This is a genomic window from Pseudomonas sp. 102515 (genome assembly GCF_031085165.1).
Lineage (GTDB): Bacteria > Pseudomonadota > Gammaproteobacteria > Pseudomonadales > Pseudomonadaceae > Chryseomonas.
In genome coordinates, this window is record NZ_JAVHTY010000001.1 from 827,020 (window position 1) to 848,953 (window position 21,934).

16 protein-coding genes are annotated in these 21,934 nt (G+C 68.9%); 3 read left to right on the top strand and 13 right to left on the bottom strand.

The genetic code is table 11. The features are described from left to right. Positions 1 to 6,570, bottom strand: coding sequence for a response regulator (locus tag RCF34_RS03740; protein WP_308706965.1), 6,570 nt, complete (start codon positions 6,568 to 6,570; stop codon positions 1 to 3). A 205-nt stretch (positions 6,571 to 6,775) separates the two neighbouring features. Here RCF34_RS03740 and RCF34_RS03745 point away from each other — a divergent pair, with 205 nt between their 5' ends. After that, positions 6,776 to 8,881, top strand: a complete 2,106-nt coding sequence (locus tag RCF34_RS03745) for an NAD(P)-binding protein (RefSeq protein WP_308706966.1) — start codon at positions 6,776 to 6,778, stop codon at positions 8,879 to 8,881. Here the strand turns inward: RCF34_RS03745 and RCF34_RS03750 are convergent. Genes RCF34_RS03750 through ccmA form a run of 10 tightly spaced genes read right to left on the bottom strand, consistent with a single transcriptional unit; the run spans position 8,807 to position 16,518 of the window. Next, complete coding sequence (locus tag RCF34_RS03750; protein WP_308706967.1) at positions 8,807 to 9,742, bottom strand: hypothetical protein; 936 nt, start codon at positions 9,740 to 9,742, stop codon at positions 8,807 to 8,809. The genes RCF34_RS03745 and RCF34_RS03750 overlap by 75 nt on opposite strands. Then, the gene (gene ccmI, locus RCF34_RS03755; protein ID WP_308706968.1) at positions 9,739 to 10,923 is read right to left on the bottom strand and encodes a c-type cytochrome biogenesis protein CcmI; all 1,185 of its coding nucleotides are present in this window, start codon (positions 10,921 to 10,923) and stop codon (positions 9,739 to 9,741) included. Before ccmI ends, RCF34_RS03750 begins: the two co-directional genes overlap by 4 nt. Beyond that, positions 10,917 to 11,375 (bottom strand): cytochrome c-type biogenesis protein CcmH, encoded by a 459-nt coding sequence (locus RCF34_RS03760; RefSeq protein ID WP_308706969.1) that lies wholly within the window; start codon positions 11,373 to 11,375, stop codon positions 10,917 to 10,919. Before RCF34_RS03760 ends, ccmI begins: the two co-directional genes overlap by 7 nt. Then, entirely contained in the window at positions 11,372 to 11,905 is a 534-nt protein-coding gene (locus RCF34_RS03765; protein ID WP_308706970.1) for a DsbE family thiol:disulfide interchange protein, read from the bottom strand. The genes RCF34_RS03760 and RCF34_RS03765 overlap by 4 nt, the downstream gene beginning before the upstream one ends. Further along, complete coding sequence (locus RCF34_RS03770) at positions 11,905 to 13,866, bottom strand: heme lyase CcmF/NrfE family subunit (RefSeq protein ID WP_308706971.1); 1,962 nt, start codon at positions 13,864 to 13,866, stop codon at positions 11,905 to 11,907. The genes RCF34_RS03765 and RCF34_RS03770 overlap by 1 nt, the downstream gene beginning before the upstream one ends. Further along, entirely contained in the window at positions 13,863 to 14,318 is a 456-nt protein-coding gene (gene ccmE, locus RCF34_RS03775) for a cytochrome c maturation protein CcmE (RefSeq protein WP_308706972.1), read from the bottom strand. Before ccmE ends, RCF34_RS03770 begins: the two co-directional genes overlap by 4 nt. Then, positions 14,315 to 14,491: a heme exporter protein CcmD gene (ccmD, locus tag RCF34_RS03780; RefSeq protein WP_308706973.1), complete on the bottom strand. Its 177-nt coding sequence runs from the start codon at positions 14,489 to 14,491 to the stop codon at positions 14,315 to 14,317. The genes ccmE and ccmD overlap by 4 nt, the downstream gene beginning before the upstream one ends. Then, the gene (locus RCF34_RS03785) at positions 14,488 to 15,234 is read right to left on the bottom strand and encodes a heme ABC transporter permease (protein WP_308706974.1); all 747 of its coding nucleotides are present in this window, start codon (positions 15,232 to 15,234) and stop codon (positions 14,488 to 14,490) included. Before RCF34_RS03785 ends, ccmD begins: the two co-directional genes overlap by 4 nt. Positions 15,235 to 15,244: 10 nt before the next feature. Next, positions 15,245 to 15,916 (bottom strand): heme exporter protein CcmB, encoded by a 672-nt coding sequence (gene ccmB / locus RCF34_RS03790; protein WP_308706975.1) that lies wholly within the window; start codon positions 15,914 to 15,916, stop codon positions 15,245 to 15,247. Then, positions 15,913 to 16,518 (bottom strand): cytochrome c biogenesis heme-transporting ATPase CcmA, encoded by a 606-nt coding sequence (ccmA, locus tag RCF34_RS03795; protein ID WP_308706976.1) that lies wholly within the window; start codon positions 16,516 to 16,518, stop codon positions 15,913 to 15,915. Before ccmA ends, ccmB begins: the two co-directional genes overlap by 4 nt. A 107-nt stretch (positions 16,519 to 16,625) precedes the next feature. On the opposite strand from ccmA, the gene RCF34_RS03800 reads away from it, so the two are divergent. Next, positions 16,626 to 18,200, top strand: coding sequence for a flagellar hook-length control protein FliK (locus RCF34_RS03800; protein WP_308706977.1), 1,575 nt, complete (start codon positions 16,626 to 16,628; stop codon positions 18,198 to 18,200). Beyond that, positions 18,197 to 18,511, top strand: a complete 315-nt coding sequence (locus tag RCF34_RS03805; RefSeq protein ID WP_308706978.1) for an EscU/YscU/HrcU family type III secretion system export apparatus switch protein — start codon at positions 18,197 to 18,199, stop codon at positions 18,509 to 18,511. The genes RCF34_RS03800 and RCF34_RS03805 overlap by 4 nt, the downstream gene beginning before the upstream one ends. A 221-nt stretch (positions 18,512 to 18,732) precedes the next feature. Here the strand turns inward: RCF34_RS03805 and mazG are convergent, their stop codons facing one another. Together mazG and relA are read right to left on the bottom strand one after the other, a co-directional pair. Further along, positions 18,733 to 19,578: a nucleoside triphosphate pyrophosphohydrolase gene (gene mazG, locus RCF34_RS03810; RefSeq protein WP_308706979.1), complete on the bottom strand. Its 846-nt coding sequence runs from the start codon at positions 19,576 to 19,578 to the stop codon at positions 18,733 to 18,735. A gap of 68 nt (positions 19,579 to 19,646) precedes the next feature. Further along, positions 19,647 to 21,887 (bottom strand): GTP diphosphokinase, encoded by a 2,241-nt coding sequence (gene relA / locus RCF34_RS03815; RefSeq protein WP_308706980.1) that lies wholly within the window; start codon positions 21,885 to 21,887, stop codon positions 19,647 to 19,649. Between the last annotated feature and the right edge of the window lie 47 nt (positions 21,888 to 21,934).

A 21,934-nucleotide genomic window follows, 5' to 3' on the forward strand; every position in this document is an offset into this window, starting at 1 on the left:
CTATCCCGACCGTTTCCCGGCCTGCCGCACCCGCCGCAGCAGGTCCGCGGTGGCATCGGCGGCATGTTCGAACTCGACGTCATTGACCCATTCGCGGATGCGCACCACATCGGCGCTGTGGGACGTGCTCACGCAGGCGCGCAACAGGGTGTCGAGCACCTCCTCGGCGGCGAAGTCCGACGTCTGCAGGAGCCCGACCAGGCGTTCGAGCAGGGCCTCCAGTTCTTCGACGGAGGCCTCCTCGCCGCCGGCGACCTCGACCAGGATCTCGTCGAGGGACGCCAGGCAGCGCTCGGCCTCGGCCTGCAGGCGGCGCACGTCCTCGCCGATGGGCTGGGCCAGCCGGATCCGGTTGGTCAGGCATTGCGCCGCTTCCTGCAGGGCGATGGCACCGACATAGGCGGCGGTGGCCTGCAGGCCGTGGGCGCACTCGAACAGCGCGGTGACATCGTCCGCCGCGCGCCAGGCAGCGATCCGCCCGGGCAGTTCAGCCTGTTGCACGCGGAAATCCCGCATCAACTGCTCATAGAGTTCGGCGCTGCCGCGCAGCAGACGTAGCGCCGACTCGGGTTCGAGCACCGCACTGGCACGCGCCCGCGCCAGCACGCTGACCTCCTTGACGTCGACGACCTCTTCCACCGCCTTGCGCTCGGCGCGCTGCAGCTGCTCCAGATTGGCCCACGCGGCGATGATGCGGAACAGCTCGGCGGGATCGAGCGGCTTGACCAGGTGATCGTTCATGCCCGCATCCAGGCACCGCTCGCGATCGCCCGGCAGGCCGTTGGCGGTCATGGCGATGACCGGCAGCGCGGCCAGCGCCGGGCGAGTGCGCAATTCGCGGGTGGCCGACAGGCCGTCCAGGCGTGGCATATGGACGTCCATCAGCACCAGGTCGTAGCGCTGCCGTTCCAGCTGGTCCAGCGCCGCCTGGCCGTCTTCGGCCACGTCGATCAGGATGCCGCTGCCCTGCAGGAAGCCGATGACCACCTGGCGGTTGATGGCGTTGTCGTCCACCAGCAGCAGACGAATGCCCTGCAGATCCACCACGCTCTGGCCCACCGTCGGCGCGGCGACCGGCGCCAGGCCCAGGCCCGCGAGCAAGCGCTGCACGGCAGGGCCGGTGACCGGTTTGTCGAGTAGCTCCAGGCCCGGCAGATCCTCGCCCAGGCTGCGCACCTCTTCCGCCTCGTAGGGCGAGGCCAGCAGGGTCAGCGCCAGCTCCGGCTGACGGAAGCGCAACTGACGCGCCAGCGCCAGGCCATCCTCGGCGCCCAGGCGCCAGTCGACGATGGCCAGTTCGAAGACCGACGTGGCCATGGCCGCCAGGGCCTGCGCGGTGGATTCCGCTTCCACCACCTGCATGCCCAGTTCGCGCAGGCGTTGCCCCATGGTGCGCCGGGCCAGGCCGTGGTCGTCCACCAGCAGGACCTGCCGCGACGTCTGGCTGGGCAGCCGCTCGGGCTCGCCCACCACCGGCAGGGTCAGGCGCAGGGTAAAGCAGGAGCCGCGCCCGGCTTCGCTATGGACCTCCAGGGTGCCCCCCATGAGTTCGGTGAGCTGGCGAGAGATCGCCAGGCCCAGGCCGGTACCGCCGTAGCGGCGGCTGATGGAGCCATCCGCCTGGGTGAAAGGCTGGAAGAGTTGCGCCTGCTGCGCCTCGGTCAGGCCGATGCCGGTGTCTTCGACCGCCAGGCTGAAATGGGCACGGCCGGCTTCGCAGACGGCGCCGACGCGGATCAGCACATGGCCCCGCTCGGTGAACTTGACCGCATTGCTCAGCAGATTGACCAGCACCTGCTGCAGGCGCAGCGGATCGCCTTCCAGCGCCAGGGGAATGTCCGGACCGCAATCCAGCACCAGTTCGACGCCTTTCTCGTGGGCCTTGATGGCACAGAGGTTGAGGGTACGTTCGAGTACCTTGGCCAGGTTGAAGCCCAGTTGTTCGAGCTGGGTACCGCCGGCTTCGTTGCGCGAGTAGTCGAGCACGTCGTTGATCACCCCCAGCAGGGTCTCGCCGGAGTCGAGGATCTTGCCGACGTGACCCCGCTGCTCGCCGGACAGCCGGGTGCCCAGGGTCAGGCGGCTGAGGCCGATCACGGCATTGAGCGGCGTGCGAATCTCGTGGCTCATGGTCGCCAGGAACAGCGACTTGGCCGCTGCCGCTTCCTCGGCACGGATGCGCGCCTGGTCCAGCTCGAGGGTGCGTTCGCCAACGCGCTGCTCCAGGGTTTCGTAGATCTGCGCGTGCTCCAGGGAGATCGCCGCCTGGGTGGCCAGGATGCCCAGCACCTGCAGCCGACCCGGGGTGAAGGCCTGGGCCAGCAGGTTGTTTTCCAGATAGAGGATGCCGATCAGGCGCCCCTGGCGCAGCACCGGCAGGCAACAGACCGAACGCGGGCGCCGCGCGCGAATGTAGGCGTCGCGGACGAAGCGGCCGGCGCGGGCGGCGTCGTCCAGGATCACCGGTTCGCGATGACGGATCACGTGGGACACCAGGGTCAGGGGCACCAGGCCCTCGGCGGAGTCCTGTTCGTTCAGCGCCAGCGGCAGACCCTGCAGCACCTTGGGCTCGCCCGAGCCGCTGCAGATCGAGGCCTGCACCAGCCAGCGACCGCCCTCGGGCAACAGCAGCAGGCCGTGCTGGGCGCCGCCCTCCTCCAGGATGATGCGCATCATCCGCGCCAGCAGCTGATCCAGCGCCAGTTCGTTGGAGATGGTCTGCAGCGACTTGAGCACCGACAGCCAGTCCAGTCGCATCATCTCGCTGGTGGCCTGGCCCTGGGTGCGCTGCACCGTCAGGGCAGTGGCCTCGGCCACGCGCAACCAGTGGGGAAATTCGTTCTCCAGCGCCTGGGCCTTGGCCGCGGCGCCCCAGTGCAGATAGCTGCGCTGGGCATCCTGCAGATAGGTCCGGGCGATCCGCGGACGCTGCTGTTCCAGCCAGAAGCGCCCATAGAGTTCCTCGGCCAGCGCCGCGCCCTGGCGGAAGCCGTGCAGTCGCGCGGATTCCAGGGCCTGTTCATAGAGGTCCATGGCCGCTTCGACCCGGCCCTCGCGGCGGGCCCGTTCGGCCGCCACCAGGTCGCGCTTGTGGGCGAAGTTTTCCGGGCAGTGCGCGGCCCAGCCGTTCAGCCGTTCCTGGGCGACCTCGACCTTGGCCAGCGCCTCGCCCGCCAGTTCGCCCTCGGCCAGCAGGATCAGCGCCTGATAGAAGGCGTGCTCGGCGATGCTGAACCAGCCGAAACTCGCCGCCAGCGAGGCTTCCATGGCTTCGGCGTGGTGCCGCGCCTGGGGCAGCCTACGGAACAGCAGCGCCGCCTGCATCTTGTTGAAATCGTAGTAGTTCAGACAGAGCACATGGCCGCTGTCCTGCATCTGCCGCACCAGCGCCGCTTCGTCCTGGCCCTCTTCGTCCCAGGTCTCCTGACCCGGGGTGAGCCCCTGCAGCAGACGCAGCGACTGGCGCAGGATGGTGAAGATCTCCAGGGTGTTGGGATCGCCGATGCCCAGCAGGATCCGCTCGATCTCCGCGGTTTCGCCGAGGATGTCGTCCAGCGGCGCACCAGCGTGCTGCAGGTGCTTGAGGATGTGGAAGGCGCTGTAGGCGGTGAAGATGATCTCGCCGGTGCGCTGACCGGCGGCCAGGGCTTCGCGCAGCAGGGCGACGTTGTCCGCGATGGGGCTCGACCAGGGACTGTTGGTCACCGCGAACATGGTGTAGACCTTGCACTTGAGCGGCAGATTGCCGGTGCGGTCGACCAGGTCGACGGCCAGGCGCCCGACCTGGTAACCCAGCTCGTAGCGACCATGGAAGGCCGACAGCAGCGAGCCGTAGTTGGCATAGCCGAAGGGCGAGAGATCGCCGTTGCCGTACTGGATCGACAGCTTGACGATGCGCATGACCGCCAGCAGGCTCATCGGCAGGTCGACGTTGATCGCCGGCCCCCAGAGCAGGCCCAGCAGGCGGATCAGCAACTGGGCACGCGGATCTTCCATGGGCGGCAGGTCGAGCAGCGCCGCCGGATGGCGCGCGGCGAGCCAGGCCTCGACCTCGGCGCTGTCGGCACCGATGGCCTGGTTGATGTCGTCCGGCGCCTCCGGCCAGGGTTCGTCCAGTACCTGGATGCCGGCCTTGGCCACCACCAGGGCTTCGGTGAAGCGTCCGAGGCCGCTGTAGAGGTCGATCTGCAGGGCCCGCACCCCGGCTTCCTCGAAGGTGGTACGCGCCCGTGGCAGCAGCACTTCGCAGATGCGCAGGGCTTCGTTGGCATCGCCACAGAGGTGCGCGACCTCGGCCCATTCCCGATGCAGTTGGAACAGCAGCACATGGCGGCTTTCCCAGGCAGCGTCGTCGATCAGCGCGACCGCCGTGCGCAGGAACTCCTGGGCGGCGGGATAGGCATTGGCCTGGCGCGCCTTGCGCGCGGCGTCCAGATTGAGCTCCAGCAGCTGCAGCCGCTCGGCGGGCGTCTCGATCAGGGCCAGCGCCAGGTTGAGGTGATTGACCGCATCCAGCCGGGTGGCGCTGCCTTCGGCGAGATACAGCTGACCGGCGCGCAGGTGGACCCGCTCGCGCTCGGCGGGCGCCAGCAACGAATGAGCGGCATGGCGTACCTGATCGTGCAAGAAACTGTAGTGCGTGGGTGTCTGTTCCCCCGCCGGGCGGCCTTCGGGCTCGGTGAGTAGCCCTTCCTGCACCAGCGACTGGCACAGGCGGCGGATGTCCGCGGGCGATTCCGCCATCAGCGTGGCGAGACGATCGCTGGAGAAATGGGTGCCCAGACAGGCTGCCCACTGCAGCAGTTGCGAGGTGTTGGCCGGCAGGTCATTGAGCTTGCCGACCATGAAGTCGACGACATTGTCGTAGACGTCCAGGGCCTGCAGCCGCGGCAGCTCCCAGTGCCACTGACCACGCTCGCCGTCGAATTCCAGCAGGCCTTCCTGCTGCAGGCTGCGCAGCAGCTGCTCGATGAAGAAGGGATTGCCGAGGGTCTTGTCCAGGCAGAGACCGGCCAGGGCCGCCTGCTCCTCCGCCGGCGCCGGCAGCAGTTCGGCGATCAGTCGCTCGATCTCCACGCGCGACAGCGGACCCAGCGAGAGGGTACGGACCAGCGCCGCCCCGAGCAGGCGCTCCAGGGCACTGCCGGCCAGCTGATCCTCACGATGGGTCGCCACCAGTAGCAACGGCCCCTGGTCGGTCCGCGCCAGCAGGCGCTCGATCAGTCGCAGCGAAGCGCTGTCGGCCCATTGCAGATCATCCAGCCACAGCAGCAGCGGACGGGTGTCCGTGGCGAAGGCCAGCAGTAGCGCGACCACCGCTTCGTCGAAGCGTTGTTCGGCCTGTTGCGGGGGAAGTTCGGCCACCGGCGCCTGGGGCCCGAGCCAGGTGGCCAGCTCGGGCGAGACCTCGGTCAGCACCCCGGCGTTGTCACCCAGGGCTTCGATCAGGCGGTCGGCAAAGGCCGCGCCCAGGCTCTGACCGATCTCGATCAGCTCGCGCGCGGCCTGGCGCAGGGCGCCATAGGGCACGCCGCTGCCAAGGGTCTCGAACTTGCCGTGGGCGAGCAGTACCCGTTCACCCTGGCGGCGGACGAAGGCCTGCACCAGCGCTGACTTGCCTACCCCGGAACTGCCGCTGACGAAGACGGCTTCGATCCGGCCCAGGGTCGCCCGGGCCAGCGCCTCTTCGAGCAGGCGCAGGGGAGCGCCGCGGCCCTGCAGGGTGCGTACCGGCATCAGGCGTGCCGGCGGATCCTGCTCGCCCAGGGCGAAGGGCGCCCGTTCACCGGCCTGATGGGCCGCCTGGCAGCGCTGCAGGTCGCGCAGGATGCCGAAGCAGCCCTGGTAGCGTTCTTCGGCGGCCTTGGCCATGAGCTTGTCCACCAGCGCCGCCAGCATCGGCGGTACCGTCGGCACCCGCTCGACCAGCGAGGGCGCGCGCATCGCCAGGTGCGCATGCACCAGTTCGAGCGGGTCCTGGGCGCGAAACGGCGGCTCGCCCGCGAGCATCTCGTAGAAGGTCACGCCCAGGGCGTAGAAGTCGCTGCGATAGTCCTGGTGGCGCCCGGTCCGCCCGCTCTGTTCCGGGGCCAGATAGGTGAGCGAGCCCTCCAGGCGGGCGTCGCTACCCTTGACGGCGCCAAAGACCGTGGCGATGCCCAGATCGGTCAGCCGCAGGGTGCCCGTGGTGCCGTTGCAGACGATGTTGCGGGGATTGAGATCGTTATGGGCGATGCGCAGCCGGTGCAGCCGCGCCAGGGCGCGAACGATGGCCAGCGCCCAATCGAAGAAGTCGTCCAGCGCCAGTGGCCCGGTGGCGAGCAACCCAGCGAGATCGGTGCCGCCGATGTCTTCGAGCACCAGAACCTGGCGGCCCTGGTATTCCAGCAGTTCCAGGGCGGCGCTCACCGCCCCGCTGGCGCTGGCACGACGGGTCAGTTCGAATTCATGGCGCAGCCCGGCCTGCGCCTGGGGCGTGGGATAGTCGGCGGCCAGCTGCTTGAGGATCACCGGCTGACCGTCGGCCAGGCGCGTACCTCGGTAGATCAGGGCATGGCGGCTTTCGCTCACCTGCGTCTTGCAGCTGTAGCCTGGAATACTCAACACCGCGTTCGCCTCGATCCTCGGCCGACCGGGGATGCCGGACCAGCGCCTCAACTATTCCCGTTGCCTTGCTAAAGTCTCAAGGGAACTTTTCGATATAGTGATATTACCCTAGCCATCACGTGGCATTCGTCCACTGGTGCAACAATTTGCACACTTCGGAGCAATATGCATGGACGCTGTACCTTCCATCCGCAAGATCGCCATCTTGGGCGGTGGCGTGTCCGCCGTCACCACCGCCTTTCGTCTTACTAGTGAGCCTAACTGGCAGGACCGTTATCAGATCACGCTGTACCAGCAGGGCTGGCGTCTCGGCGGCAAGGGTGCCAGCGGACGCAATGCCGCCGACCACCAGCGCATCGAAGAACACGGCATCCATGTCTGGTTCGGCTTCTACTACAACGCCTTCCATAGCCTGAGGCAGTGCTACGAGGAACTGGACCGGCCTGCCGGCGCACCGCTGGCGACCCTCGACGAGGCTTTCTTCCCGCATTCCCATACCGCCTTCGCCGACGCCTTCCAGGGGCAGTGGACCACCTGGCCCATCGATACCCTGGCCCTGCCCGGCAAGCCCGGCGAGGGCTGGAATCCCAAGCCCTTCATGGCCGCCCTCGGCGATCTGCTGGAGTGGTTGCTGCGGCTGGGCGAGGTGGACGATACCCCGACCGCCACCGCGCCGAGCGGCCTGTTCGCCCGGCTGCGCGCGCACTGCCGGGAAGAATTGCAGGAGCTGACCCTCAATGAGGTGGAGCGCCAGCTGCAGCAGGCCCGCACGGCGCTGCCCGAGGGCGTCGACCATCCCGTGCTGCTGGCTTTGCTGCGCAGGGCCCGCGGCTTGCTCGGCGAAATCCTGCACGACCGCAGCCAGACCCACGTCAAGGCCCACCGGCTGTGGCTGCTGATGGATTTCGGCCTCACCGTGCTCATCGGCATGCTCGCCGACGAGGTCTATGCCAAGGGCTTCGTGGCGCTCAACGGGGAAACCTTCCAGGCCTGGCTGGGCCGCCATGGCGCCAGTGCCGCGACCCTGGACGGCGCGGTGCTCAAGTCCCTGCATGGCGGCATCTTCGCCTATCGCGACGGCGACCTCGCCGAGCCCGACGTCGAGGCCGGCACCGTGCTGCGCGCCGCCCTGCTGGCCCTGACCACGGCCAAGGGTTCCTTCATCTGGCGCATGCAGGCCGGCATGGGCGACGTGGTCTTCGCGCCCTACTACGAAGTGCTCGCCCGCCGCGGGGTGGACTTCCGCTTCTTCCACCAGGTCACCGCTATCGAAGCCGCTGACGACGGTCAGGGTCCCCGGGTGACGCGCCTGCAGATCCAGCGCCAGGTCAGGCTCAAGGATGCCGCCTACCGGCCACTGGTGGACGTCAAGGGCCTGCCCTGCTGGCCTTCGGCGCCACTGTACGACCAGCTCGACGACCAGATCGCCCGGGAGCTGCAGGAGAACCAGATCAATCTGGAATCCAACTGGAGCGGCTGGCAGGGCGTCGAGCAACTGGAGCTGCAGGTCGATCGCGACTTCGACGAGGTGGTGCTGGGGATCTCCGTGGCCGGCCTGGCCGACCTCGCCCCCAGCCTGTGCGCCCTGGACCCGGCGTTCGACCGCATGACCCGGCAGGTGGCCACCGTCGCCACCCAGGCGGTACAACTCTGGCAGAATCGCGACGCCTGGCAACTGGGCTGGAGTGGCTCGCCCCAGGGTGGGCAGGCCCCCGAGCTGCTGGGCTTCGCCGCCCAGGCGATGGACTCCTGGGCCGATGTCAGCTACCTGGTGGACCGCGAAGACTGGTCGAGCGGCACGCCGCCGGCGGACATCAGCTATTTCTGCGGGGTCCTCGCCGCCGAGGCCGCCCCACCCATCGGCAAAAAGGATGGCTATCCGCAGCAGGAAGCCACCAAGGTGAAGCAGGCCTTCCTCGACCTCATGAACGCCAAACTGGGCGCCTACTGGCCGCAAGCGGTGACGCCCGCGGGCTATCGCTGGGACTTCCTGCTGGCGCCCGCCGACGTCCAGGGCCCGGCGCGCTTCGACCATCAGTATTGGCGCGCCAACGTCGACCCCAGCGAGCGCTATGTGCAGAGCGTGGCCGGCAGCAGCCGCTATCGGCTGCCCACCGACGGCACCGTCTGCCGCAACCTCTATCTGACCGGCGACTGGATCGACAACGGCTTCAACATGGGCTGCGTGGAGTCGGCTACCCTATCCGGCCTGCAGACCGCTCGCGCCGTGCTCGGCCACCGAGAGATCCTGCCCGGCGAGGACGCCTTCCAGTAGCGCCACTGCCTGGAGCGCTGCGCGCTCGGCGCAGCGCTCCACGGCAGGGGGATAGCACGGCTCGGCGCCGTCCAGGTAAGCCAGCAACTCGGGCGCCTGGTTCCAGACGGCGGCCTCGCTGTAGAGGCGGTGCAATTCCAGGCGAATCCAGCCGTCCATGAGGCGCACGCCCAGCTCCTCGATGCCCAGCCCGTGCCCCTCGATCACCTCGCGATCCGCCTCGGTGAGGGGATAGTGCGGGGGATAGAAGTCGGCCAGGCTGACCAGCAACTTGACCGAGAAGCCGCGCGGATCGGCCAGCAAGGCCCCCAGCTCGGCGAACAGCGTCGCCTCTTCCACCAGCGCCTGGGCGAACATCAGTCGGTAGAGGGTGATGTTGAGGAACAGCTGGCCCACCGCGTTTTCCGCGCGCGCGTCCTGCTGATACAGGGCGAAGCCGGCAAGGATGGAGGCATTGTGCGCCCGGTACCAGTGACGCGGCGTGGGATCGGCGATGAAGGTCAGCCAGCAGCGCGTCGGATAGGGCGCCTGGTCACCGGCCAAGCCGTGATGCGCCAGGCAACCGGCCAGCTCGGACAGATAGATGAAGTGCAGATTGACGTTGCGCCACCAGGCGCTGCCGGTCACGGGATCCAGGACACCGGCCTGGATTTCCCAGTCGAGAAAGGCCAGCTCCGAATCGCCATAGCTCAGGCCGTCGTCGTCGGTATCGCCAAAACGCTGATAGAAGTCTTCGCGCACCGCCCGCCGCCGGGCAGGCGCGTGCTCGATCTGGCGACAGAGTTCGCGGGTCGCCGCGATGGCGTCTTCATAGGTGTACATGCCTTCCCTGCCCTGCTTGTTGGAATCCTGGCCGATCATGGCGCAACGGCATCATCGACTTCCACGCGCAATGGGCTGAACGCAGTAGAAGGGAGTTCCAGTGGCTGTCCCTCATGCCGCCAGTCGCCCCTGAGCGGATCGCCGCCCCGGGCGATCACCACCACGGGTCGTACCCGCCGGTGGTCAGACAGCTTGCGCTGGGGCAGCATGGCGTCGCGGTCGTCCAGCCGTACCCGGCGGGGCAGATCGGCGACCCGCAGCCGCCGTACCGCCAGCGGTGGGCCGGGCTGGTCCACCGCCAGCGCCAGCACGAAGACACTGTCCTCGGGCCGCACCCGCTGCGCCACCGCGGGCGCCAGGCGGACCTCCACTTCGAGCCCCGGCACCGCCAGTGTCTGACCGGCCGCCCGCGCCGCCGTCTCCGCTCGGGCGACCCCCTGCGCAAGGGTGCCGCGCAGGGGATCGCCCGTTGGCAGCACGGCGACCAGCCGCTGCCAGTAGTCTGCCGCCTCGGCGTAGCCCCCCCGTTCGTAGGCAGCCATGCCCAGCAGACCCAGGGTGGTGGGCTCGCCAGGATTGGCGGCCAGGGCTTCGTCGGCCAGGGCCTGGGTGCGGGCATCCAGCTGGCGCCCTGCGGCGAAGAACCGGGCCTGGGCCAGTTGCCCGAGGACTTCCGCACGCCGGCCATCGCGCTGGATGACCTGCTCGAAGGCGGCCACGGCATCCTGGTAACGACCCAGGCCGGCATAGGCGCGCGCCAGCAGATACCAGTTGTCGGTCGCCTGGGGTTGCAGTCGCGTCGCCGCTTGCAGATCGGCCAGCAGCGCCTGGGGCGAAACCGGCGCCGCGGCGAGGCGTTGGCTCAGTTGCAGCGCCGGCCAGGCGCCGAGCAGCAGATAGAGCCCCAGGGCCAGGGCCGGACCGGCCAGGGCGACCGCGACGCCCAGGCGCCGGCCGTGACGCAGCGGCGAAGAACTCTCGGCAGGACTGTCGGCGAGCAGGCTGCGGCCCGCCTCGGCTTCGGCCAGCGCCAGCGCCTGTTCGTCCAGCTCGCCCCGTGCGGCCCGCGCCCGGGCCTCGGCCAGGCGCTCCTGATAAAGGGTGCGATTGAGCATCGCCCGCCGGTCCGCCATGACACGTCCGCCGCGCAGGAGCGGCACCAGCAGGATCAACATCGCCAGGATCAGCAGCAGTCCCGCCAGCCCCCAGAAGGTCAGCATCTTGGCTCCTCCTCCTCCGCCTGCAGCGCGGCCAGTCGCTGGCGTTCGGCGTCACTCAGCGTCTGCTCCGGGCGCCGCCGGCGCGTCAGGACCAGCAATAGCCCGGTCCCGCCCAGCAGACCCAGGGCCGGCAGCAGCCACAGCAGCAGGGTGCGGCCCTCGAAGGGCGGCCGATAGCGAATGAATTCGCCGTAGCGCTGCTCCAGGTGGGCGATGATCTCGTCATCGCTCCGGCCGGCCGCCATCAGGCGCTGGATCTCGCGGCGCAGATCGCCGGCGATGGGCGCATTGGAATCGGCCAGGTCCTGGTTCTGGCATTTGGGACAGCGCAGTTCGCGGGTCAGCGCCTGGAAGCGCGCGCGTTCGGCGTCGTCGCGAAAGCCATAGGGGTCGATGGCCGCCTGGCTCAGGGTCGACCAGACCAGCAACAGCAGCAGCCAGCCGGCTTTCATGGCGTCGCCACCAGGGCGCGGTAGCGCGGCCCGAGGTCTGCATCCCAGACGCGCTGATCGATCACCCCGACGTGGCGATAGCGCACCATGCCCCGGGCATCGATGAGGAAGGTCTCCGGCGCGCCATAGACGCCCAGGTCCAGCCCCAGCCGGCCTTCGTCGTCCCGGATATCGAGCTGGTAGGGGTCGTGGAATTCCGCCAGCCAGCGGCGGGCGCTGGCCTGGTCGTCCTTGTAGTTGATGCCGTGGATCACCACGCCCTCGGCCTTGAGTCGAGTGAGCACCGGGTGCTCTTCCCTGCAGGCCACGCACCAGGTGCCCCAGACATTGACCAGCGCCGGGCGGCCGAGCAGGTCCTCCCGGGTGAACAGTCGCTCGTCCTGTACGCCCGGCAGCGAAAAGGCCGGAAAGGGCTGGCCGACCAGCGCTGACGGCAGGGCCTGGGGATCGCGATAGAGCCCGCGAAAGAGAAAGCCGGCCAGCACCAAGAAGGCCAGCAGTGGCAGGCAGAGCAACAGGCGACGGCGCATCAGGCGGACTCCGCGGCAGAGGCAGGGGAAGACGAGCGCCGGCGGCGATAGCGCGGATCGGCCAGGGCCAGCAGGCCACCCAGGGCGGTGAGCAGCCCGCCGAGCCAGATCAGCCGGACGAAGGGTTTGATCTGCAGGCGCACGGCCCAGGCGCCCTGCCCCAGCGGCTCGCCGAGGGCGACATAGAGATCGCCGGTCAGGCCGGCGTCGATGGCCGCTTCGGTCATCACTGCGCCGCTGGCCAGATAGCGGCGTTTCTCCGGGGTCAGCAGGGCGACCACCCGCCCCTCGCGCTCGACCTGCAGCAGGGCACGCTCGGCGGTGAAGTTGGGCCCCTCGTAGTGCTGGGTTCCGGCGAAGCCGAAGCGATAGCCCTGGAGTTCGACGTGCTCGCCCGGCGCCAGGCGCAGGTCGCGTTGCACATCCAGCTGACTGGCCAGCACCACGCCCAGGGCCAGCACCGCGAGGCCCAGGTGGGCCAGGTGCATGCCCCAGTAGCTGCGTGGCTGACCGCGCAGGCCGCGGCGCCAACCCAGCGCCGACACCTTGCCCAGCACATCGCGCAGCGCGGTCAGCAGGATCCAGGCCGCCAGCGCCAGTACCGCCAGGATCGCCGCCCTGGGCTGGTCCAGCCACCAGCCGACCAGCCCGGCCAACACCGCGCAGCCCAGCAGGATGGGCGCCAGCAGGCGCGCCAGCCAGCGACCCGGACTGCTTTTCCAGCGCACCAGCACGCCGACGCCCAGCGCCAGCATCAGCAGCGCCATCAGCGGCACGAACAGCAGGTCGAAATACGGCGGCCCCACCGACAGCTTGGCGCCGGTCAGGCTGTCGATGATCAAGGGATAGAGGGTGCCGAGCAGGACCGTGGCGGCGGCGGTCACCAGGATCAGGTTGTTGACCAGCAGCAGCGCCTCGCGCGAGGCCAGGCCGAAGGAGGCCGAGCCGCCGAGCGCCGGCGCGCGCCAGGCGAACAGCGCCAGGGAACCACCGACCACCAGCAGCAGGAAGGCCAGGATGAAGACGCCGCGGGTGGGATCGCTGGCGAAGGCATGGACCGAGGTCAGCACCCCCGAGCGCACCAGAAAGGTCCCCAGCAGGCTGAAGGAAAAGGCGGCGATGGCCAGCAGCACCGTCCAGCCCTTGAACAGGCCGCGCTTCTCGGTCACCGCCAGGGAATGCAGGAGCGCCGTGCCCACCAGCCAGGGCATGAAGGAGGCGTTTTCCACCGGATCCCAGAACCACCAGCCGCCCCAGCCCAGTTCGTAGTAGGCCCACCAGGACCCCAGCACGATGCCGCAGCCGAGAAAGGCCCAGGCGAGCAGGGTCCAGGGTCGTGCCCAGCGCGCCCAGGCCGCGTCCAGTCGCCCTTCGAGCAGCGCCGCCAGGGCGAAGGCGAAGGCCACCGAGAAACCGACGTAGCCCATGTAGAGCATGGGCGGATGCAGGATGAGCCCCGGGTCCTGCAGCAGCGGATTGAGGTCGTTGCCCTCCCGCGGAAATTGCGGCAGCAGGCGCGCGAAGGGATTGGAGGTGGCGACCAGGAAGGTCAGGAACCCCGTGGCCACCAGCCCGAGGATGCCTAGCACCCGCGCCAGCAGGGCCTGGGGCAATGACCGCGAACAGCATGCCACCGCCAGGCTCCAGCCTGCCAGGATCAGCGCCCACAGCAGCAGGGAGCCCTCGTGGGCGCCCCAGGTGGCGCTGACCTTGTAGTACCAGGGCAGGCGACTGTTGGAGTTGGCCGCCACATAGGCCACCGAGAAATCGTCCTGGAGAAAGGCCCAAGTCAGGGCGGCGAAGGCCAGCGCCAGGAACAGCCACTGGCCGAAGGCGGCCGGGCGCGCCAGGCGCATCCAGTCGGCCTGGCCGCGCCAGGCGCCCAGCAGTGGCAGGGTGCCCTGCACCAGGGCCATGGCCAGCGCCAGCAGCAGGCAGAGTTGCCCGAGTTCCGGGATCATGGCGTCGGCCTCGCGCCGTCCAGCGGCCGTCCGGCCTGACGCAACGCCTGGCTCACCTCAGGCGGCATGTATTTCTCGTCGTGCTTGGCGAGGATCTGATCGGCGACCAGACGCCCCTGGTCGTCGAGTCGGCCCAGGGCCACGACCCCCTGCCCCTCGCGGAACAGATCCGGCAGGATGCCGGCATAGTTCACCCGCACCTCGCGCTGGAAGTCGGTGATGACGAAGCTCACCACCAGGGAATCCGCGGCGCGCACCAGGCTGCCCTTCTCCACCATGCCGCCGGCGCGGATGCGGGTGGCGGGCGGCGCCTCGCCCCGGGCGATCTGGCTCGGGGTATAGAAGAGGTTGATGTTCTGCCGCAGGGCGCTGAGGGCCAGCGCCGCCGCGCCCCCTACGCCCAGCAACAGCAGCAGGACCCACAGCAGCCGTCGACGGCGGACCGGATTCATGGCCGCCGCTCCCGGCGCCAGCGCTGGCGCAACGCCCGCTCCAGGCGCCGCCGCGCCCGCCAGCCCTGCAGCAGCAGGCCGCCGAGGATGGTCAAGGTCAGGCCGAAGGCCGGCCAGACATAGAGGCCATGGCGGCCCATACCGAGGACCTGCGCCCACTCCAGCCCGCTCACGTGCCCTCCTCCCCCAGCTCCAGGCGCACCCAGCGACTGCGCCACTCGCGCCTGAGCACCTCCACCCGCATCCGCTGCAGCAGCACGCCGGCGAAGAACAGATAGAACGCCAGCACCATCACCAGCAGCGGCAGCCACATGGCGGCGGGCATCGGTGGACGTTCCACCAGGCTGAAGGTGGTCGGCTGGTGCAGGGTGCTCCACCACTCCACCGAATACTTGATGATCGGCAGATTGACCGAGCCCACCAGGGCCAGGATGGCACAGGCGCGGGCGGCGCTCTCGCGATGCTCGATGGCCTGCCCCAGGGCGATCACGCCCAGATAGAGAAACAGCAGCACCAGCATCGAGGTGAGCCGGGCATCCCAGATCCACCAGGTGCCCCAGGTGGGAATGCCCCACAGCGACCCCGTGGCCAGGGCGATCACCGTCATCCAGGCGCCGATCGGCGCGGCCGCGCGCAGGGCCACGTCGGCCAGCTTGAGGCGCCAGACCAGGCCGATGGCCCCGGCGACCGCCAGCAGCAGATAGCAGGACTGCGCCAGCAAGGCGGCCGGTACATGCACATAGATGATGCGAAAGCTGTCGCCCTGCTGGTAGTCCGGCGGGGCCAGGAACAACCCCCACACCAAACCGACGGCCAGCAGCACCCCGGCCAGCGCCAGGCAGGGCCCCTGCAGGCGGCCGGCCAGGCGATAGAAGATGGCGGGAGAGCCCAGGCGATGCAGCCAGGTCCAGTTCATGTCGTCCTCGTCATTGGGCCGCGCCGATGCGCAGGCCGGCGGCGACCGCCAGGGGCGCCAGGGTCAGGGCCAGCAGGGTCAGGCAACCCAGCCAGAGCAGCAGCCCCGTCACCGGCAGGCCAAGACGCGCCGCGTCCAGGGCACTGGCGCCCAGGATCAGCACCGGGATCTGCAGCGGCAGGTTGAGCAGCGCCAGCAACAGCCCGCCACGGGCCAGCCCCACGGTCAGCGCCGCGCCGATGGCGCCGATCAGGGTCAGGGTCAGACTGCCCAGGGTCAGGGCCGCCAGGGTCGCCGGCAGGGCCGCGGCGGGCAACCCCAGCATCAGCGCCAGCAGCGGCGTCAGCGCCACCAGGCCGAGGCCGGCGAAGCACCAGTGCACCAGCAGCTTGAGCAGCACCAGCAGCGGCAAGGGCTGGGGCGCCAGCAGCCAGAGCTCCAGGGAGCCATCCTGCCAGTCGCGGCGAAACAGGGCTTCCTGGCCAAGCAGCAAGGCCAGCAGCAGCGCTATCCACAGGAGGCCTGGCGCCAGGGCGGCCAGCTGCCGGCTATCGGGACCCAGGGCCAGGGGAAAGAGGGTCACCACCAGGGCATGGAAGGCCAGGGGCGTGAGCCACAGCGCCGGACGGCGACAGGCCAGACGCCCTTCGCGCCTGAGGATGGCCAGCCAGGCGCCGCTCATCGGCCACCGTCCAGCCAGAGCAGCCGATGCCCTTCGGGGACGACCTCCAGTTCGCGGTGACTGGTCAGCACCAGGGCGCCGCCTGCCGCGCAATGGGTGCGCAGACGCGCTTCCAGCTGCGTGCAGGTGCTGGCGTCGAGGGCGGTGAAGGGTTCGTCCAGCAGCCAGAGCCGCGGCGGTTCGGGCAACTGGAGCCGAGCCAGGGCAACGCGGCGACGCTGGCCGGCCGACAGCTGCCCACAGGGCTCGTCCGCCCAGTCGGCCAGCCCCACCACCGCCAGGGCGGCCCGGCAGGCCTCACTCGTGGTCGGGCGCCACAGGTTGGCCAGACTGTGGAGATTTTCCGCCGCGGTCAGCCCCTCGGCGATCCCGGGCGCATGCCCCAGCCAGAGCAATTCGGCCGCGGCGGGCCGGCGCACCTTACCCGCATCCGCCGGCAGCAGTCCCGCCAGGATGCGCAGCAGGCTGGTCTTGCCACTGCCGTTGACCCCACCGATCCGCAGCGAGTCGCCCGCCGCCACGCTCAGACTCAGGTCATCGAACAGCAGGCGACCGCCCCGTTCGCAACGGAGCGCGACGGCGTCGAGCAGGGGCTGATTCAAGACAGGGGATCTCACGGCACTAAAGTCGGTCGGGCGCTGGCCGTTAACCCGGCACACGCCCTCGAAGGCGCGCCATTATACACAGGCGATTCCACCGGACCTGCCCGATGACTTCCATCTCCGCGATCCAACCCAGCGTCGGCGTCACGCCCGCCCTGCCCGTCCGGGCCGCGGCGGCGCAGGCGTCGGACGCGGGTGCGCAGATCCTGCAGGCCCTGCAATCCCTCGATGACCTGATTCCGCCCGGCAGCACGGCCACCGCCGAGGTACTCGCCACCCGTCCGGCCGGCCAGAGCTTCCAGTTCCTGCTGCAACTGCAGCTGGCCGAGGGCGGCAGCGTCCTGCTCACCACCCAGAGTCCGACCAACAACCTGCCGGTGGGCAGCCAGCTGCTGGTGAGCACCCTCGGCTCCACCCAGCTGGCGGTGCTGTTGCAGAGCCTGGAGGGCGACGCACCACCGCCGCCGCTGCAGCAACTGGATCTGCGCCAGTTGCCGGTGGGCACCACCCTGCAGTTGCGGGTGCTGAGCAGCCTGCTGCAACAGCCGCCCGGCGCGACGCCCACCTACGGGGTGATCGCCAAGGCCCTGAGTTCCAGTCTCGAAGGTCGCCAGCTCAAGCTGGAATCGCCCCGCCCGGTCCCGGTGGGCAGTCTGCTGACCGTGGTGATCAAGGACAGCCAGGAGGTCACGGTGCTGCCCATGGCGCAGCGCCTCGACCAGCTCGACATCGACCGCCAGCTGCAGGGCCAGGGGCAGCGCCAGCTGTCGATGAATGCCCTGCTGCAATGGCTGGAGGACGTCCCCGAGGCAGAGCTGCCGCCGTCGGTGGGCGCGGCGCTCAAGTCCCTGCTGGCCAATCTGGAAACCACCGAGGCGCTGGGCACGCCCCAGGGCTGGGCCCGCGCCTTGGCGCGCAGTGGCCTGCAACTGGAGCAACAGTTGCTGGATCGCGGCGGTCGCGATCTCCAGGAAGACTTCAAGGCCAACCTGCTGCGCCTGGTGGATCGTCTGCTGGCCAGCGTGCCGGGCGATGCCCTGCGCAATCCCCAGGTCGCGATCCAGACCGCCCAGCAGAATCTGCCCGATGCCCTGCGCCGGGCCCTGGGTGACGCCGCCACCGCCAGTCGCCAGCCCACCGCTCTGGATTTCCCCCTGGGCGAACGCGATGGTCGTGGCCGCAGTGCCACCAACGCCGAACTCGACGAATTGCTGCAGCTGGCGACGGGCGTCATCGCCCGCCTGCAGACCCACCAGCTCGCCAGCCTGGCCCAGACCCAGGTCTTGCCGGACGGCTACTACCTCTCCACCTGGCAGACCGAGATTCCCTGGCGCGATGGCGAGCGCCTTGGTGCGGTGCAGGTGCGCTTCCAGGAAGAACGACCGCCGCCGGATACCCGCGGTGAAGCCCGCGACAGCCTGTGGAAGGTGGAACTGGCCTTCGACCTGGCGCCGCTCGGGCCGCTGCAGGTGCGGGCGCAACTGGCCAGCGGCCGGCTGTCGAGCGAATTCTGGGCGGAAAAAGGCGCCACCGCGACGCTGATCGATACCGAACTGCCCCATCTGCGCGAGCGCCTGCTGGCAGCCGGCTTCGTGGTCGGCGACCTCAGCAGCCGCCAGGGCCGTCCCGCACGCCATCCACGTACCACCCTCGAACAACGCTGGATCGACGACACCGCATGAGCACATCCGCCGCCCGCCAGGCTATCGCGCTGTCCTATGACGGCAGCAGCGCCCCCATCCTCTCCGCCAAGGGCGATGCCGAACTGGCCGAACTCATCCTGGCCACGGCCCGGGAGCACGAGGTACCCATCTACGAGAACGCCGACCTGGTGCGCATCCTGGCGCGCCTGGAACTGGGCGCGGAAATCCCCGAGGCGCTCTATCGCACCCTGGCCGAGATCATCGCCTTTGCCTGGCACCTCAAGGGCAAATGCCCGGCGCACCTGGCCGACCAGCCGGATCTATCCTCGGGGTGGGAGCGGATGCCCTAGGGTGGATACCGGCGCAGCCTCATCTCCCCCAAGAGCGGGCCAGTGGAAAACGTTGCGCGGCTTTCCACGCTACGGAGCTGTCGCCGGGGTGGTAAGGCATGCCGTAGGTTGTGGTTGAGCGCAGCGAAGCCCAACAGCCGAGCTTCAGCGGCACAGCGAACCCCGTCCTGACCCTGGCAGCGTTGGGCTTCGCTACGCTCAGCACCAACCTACGTGCGATTTCAGCGACCCTGCAGCGAATGCCCGACGGCGCCCTTCTCGGCCACCTTGGCAGCGTCCCACAGCGCATCCATCTCTTCCAGGCTGGCCTCCTGGGGCGCTCTACCCTGGGCTTTCAGGCCTTCTTCGATATAGCGAAAGCGCCGCTCGAACTTGGCATTGGCCTGGCGCAGGGCATCTTCCGCATCGACGTGCAGGTGGCGCGCCAGATTGACCATCACGAACAACAGATCACCGACCTCTTCCGCCACCTGGGCCGCCTGGCCGTTGGCCATGGCCTCGCGCACCTCGTCCAGTTCCTCCTGGATCTTGGCCACCACCGGCGTGGCGTCGGCCCAGTCGAAACCGACATTGGCCGCGCGCTTTTGCAGCTTGGCCGCACGACTCAGGGCCGGCAGCGCGGCCGGCACGTCATCCAGCAGCGACAGCTGCTCCGGCGCCGCAGCCTTTTCCGCGCGCTCCTCGGCCTTGATCTCTTCCCAGCGGCGCTTGATGGTCGCCTCGTCCAGTCGCGGCAGGTCGAGGGGGCCATGCAGGTCGCCGTCGGGAAAGACATGGGGATGGCGCCGCACCAGCTTGCGGGTGATGCCATCCACCACCTGGGCGAAGTCGAAATGGCCATCCTCGCGACCCAGCTGGCTGTAGTAGACGACCTGGAACAGCAGATCGCCCAGCTCGTCGCGCAACTGGGGGAAATCCCGCCGGGCGATGGCGTCGGCGACCTCGTAGGCCTCTTCCAGGGTGTGGGGCACGATACTGGCGTAGTCCTGGCGCAGATCCCAGGGGCAGCCGTGCCGGGGATCGCGCAACCGGGCCATGAGGTGCAGCAGGTCGTCGAGCTGGTACATGGGTGAATCCTGTCGCTGGAAAAAGAACGAGGCGCCAGAGGCGCCTCGTGGGCTCGTCGTCACGCCACTCAGGCGGCGCGATTGCGCCGGGCTTCGATGATGTTGGGCAGCTGGGAGATGCGTCCGAGCAGGCGGCCGAGCGCATCCAGGCCGGGGATCTCGATGGTCAGCAGCATGTTGGCGGTGTTTTCCTCGCGATTGGAGCGGGTATTCACCGCCAGCACGTTGATCCGCTCGTTGAGCAGGATCTGCGAGACATCGCGCAGCAGACCGGAACGGTCGAAGGCCTTGATCACGATGTCGACCGGATAGGTCTGCACCGGCACCGGGCCCCAGCTCACCTGGATGGTCCGTTCCGGCTCGCGACTGGCCAGCTGCAGAGCATTGGCGCAATCCTGCCGGTGGATGGTCACGCCACGCCCGAGCGTGATGTAGCCGACGATGGCATCGCCCGGCACCGGCTGGCAGCAGCCGGCGATCTGAGTGAGCAGGTTGCCCACGCCCTGGATCTGCACATCGCCACGCTTGCCTGGCTTGTTGGTGGGCTTGCGCGGCAGGAGATCGAGGGTATCGAGGCCCTTGTCCGGCTCCACCAGCTGCTGGGCGGCGTGCATCACATGGGCCAGGCGCAGATCGCCGGCCCCGAGGGCCGCGAGCATGTCCTCGGAGCCCTTGTAGTTGACCTTCTCGGCCAGGGTGTTGAAGTCCACCGGGGGCAGGGCCAGGCGCGACAGCTCACGCTCGACCATGGCCTTGCCGGCGGCCACGTTCTGGTCGCGCGCCTGGAACTTGAACCAGTGGACGATCTTGGCCCGGGCCCGCGAGGTGTTGACGTAGCCGAGGTTGGGATTGAGCCAGTCGCGGCTGGGCGAGCCCTGCTTGCCGGTGATGATCTCCACCTGCTCGCCGGTCTGCAGCTGGTAGTTCAGCGGCACGATGCGGCCGTTGATCTTGGCCCCGCGGCAGTTATGGCCGATCTCGGTGTGCACCCGATAGGCGAAGTCCAGCGGCGTCGCCCCCTTGGGCAGGTCGATGGCGTGGCCGTCGGGGGTGAAGACATAGACCCGGTCCGGCTCGATGTCGACCCGCAGCTGATCGGCCAGGCCGCCGATGTCACCGAGCTCCTCGTGCCACTCCAGCACCTGGCGCAGCCAGGAGATCTTCTCTTCGTAGTGGTTGGAGGCCGATTTGACGTCGGTGCCCTTGTAGCGCCAGTGGGCGCAGACCCCCAGTTCGGCCTCTTCGTGCATGGCGTGGGTGCGGATCTGCACCTCCAGCACCTTGCCTTCCGGACCGATCACCGCCGTGTGCAGGGAACGGTAGCCGTTCTCCTTGGGATTGGCGATGTAGTCGTCGAACTCGCGGGGAATGTGTCGCCAGAGGGTATGCACGATGCCCAGCGCGGTATAGCAGTCACGCACCTCGGGCACCAGCACCCGCACCGCGCGCACATCGTAGATCTGACTGAATTCCAGCCCCTTGCGCTGCATCTTCCGCCAGATGGAATAGATGTGCTTGGCCCGCCCGCTGAGGTCGGACTTGATGCCGGTGGCGGTGAGTTCGTCACGCAGCTGCTGCATGACGTCGGCGATGTACTGCTCGCGATCTAGCCGCCGCTCATGCAGCAGGGTCGCGATCTGCTTGTACTGCTGGGGCTCCAGGTAGCGGAAGGACAGGTCCTCCAGCTCCCACTTGATATGGCCGATGCCCAGGCGGTGGGCCAGGGGCGCATAGATGTCGGCGACCTCGCGGGCCACCCGGTTGCGGCGCTCCTCGGTGGCGTTCTTGACCGCGCGGATGGCGCAGGTGCGCTCGGCCAGCTTGATCAGGGCCACGCGTACGTCGTCGACCATGGCCACCAGCATGCGGCGCAGGTTGTCGACCTGGGTCTGGCTGCCCAGCACCATGGACTTGCGCGGATTGAGGCTCTCGCTGATCGCCGCCATGCGCAGCACGCCTTCGATCAGCTTGGCCACCACCGGCCCGAAATGCTCGGCCGCCGACTCCAGGCTCGCCTTGCCCTCGCGCACCGCTCGGTAGACGATGGCGGCGATCAGGCTGTCCTGATCCAGCTTGAGGTCGGCCAGGATCTCGGCCATCTGCAGGCCGGTGTGGAAACTGGAGGTCCCCTCCGCCCAGGTGTGCTCGACCTGCCCGGAGTTCTCTTCCGCCGTGCGGGCGAAGCCGCAGGCGTCCAGCAAGGCCTCGCGATCGAGATTCGGATCCACGCTCTGGATATGATCCAGCCAGGCGTGGAGGTTGATGCTGCCATCGACGTTGACTGGCTGATGCGCTCTGACCTGTACCATCTACCCCTTCCTCACGGCGTAGCCTTCTCGCCGGATTGGCTCGCATC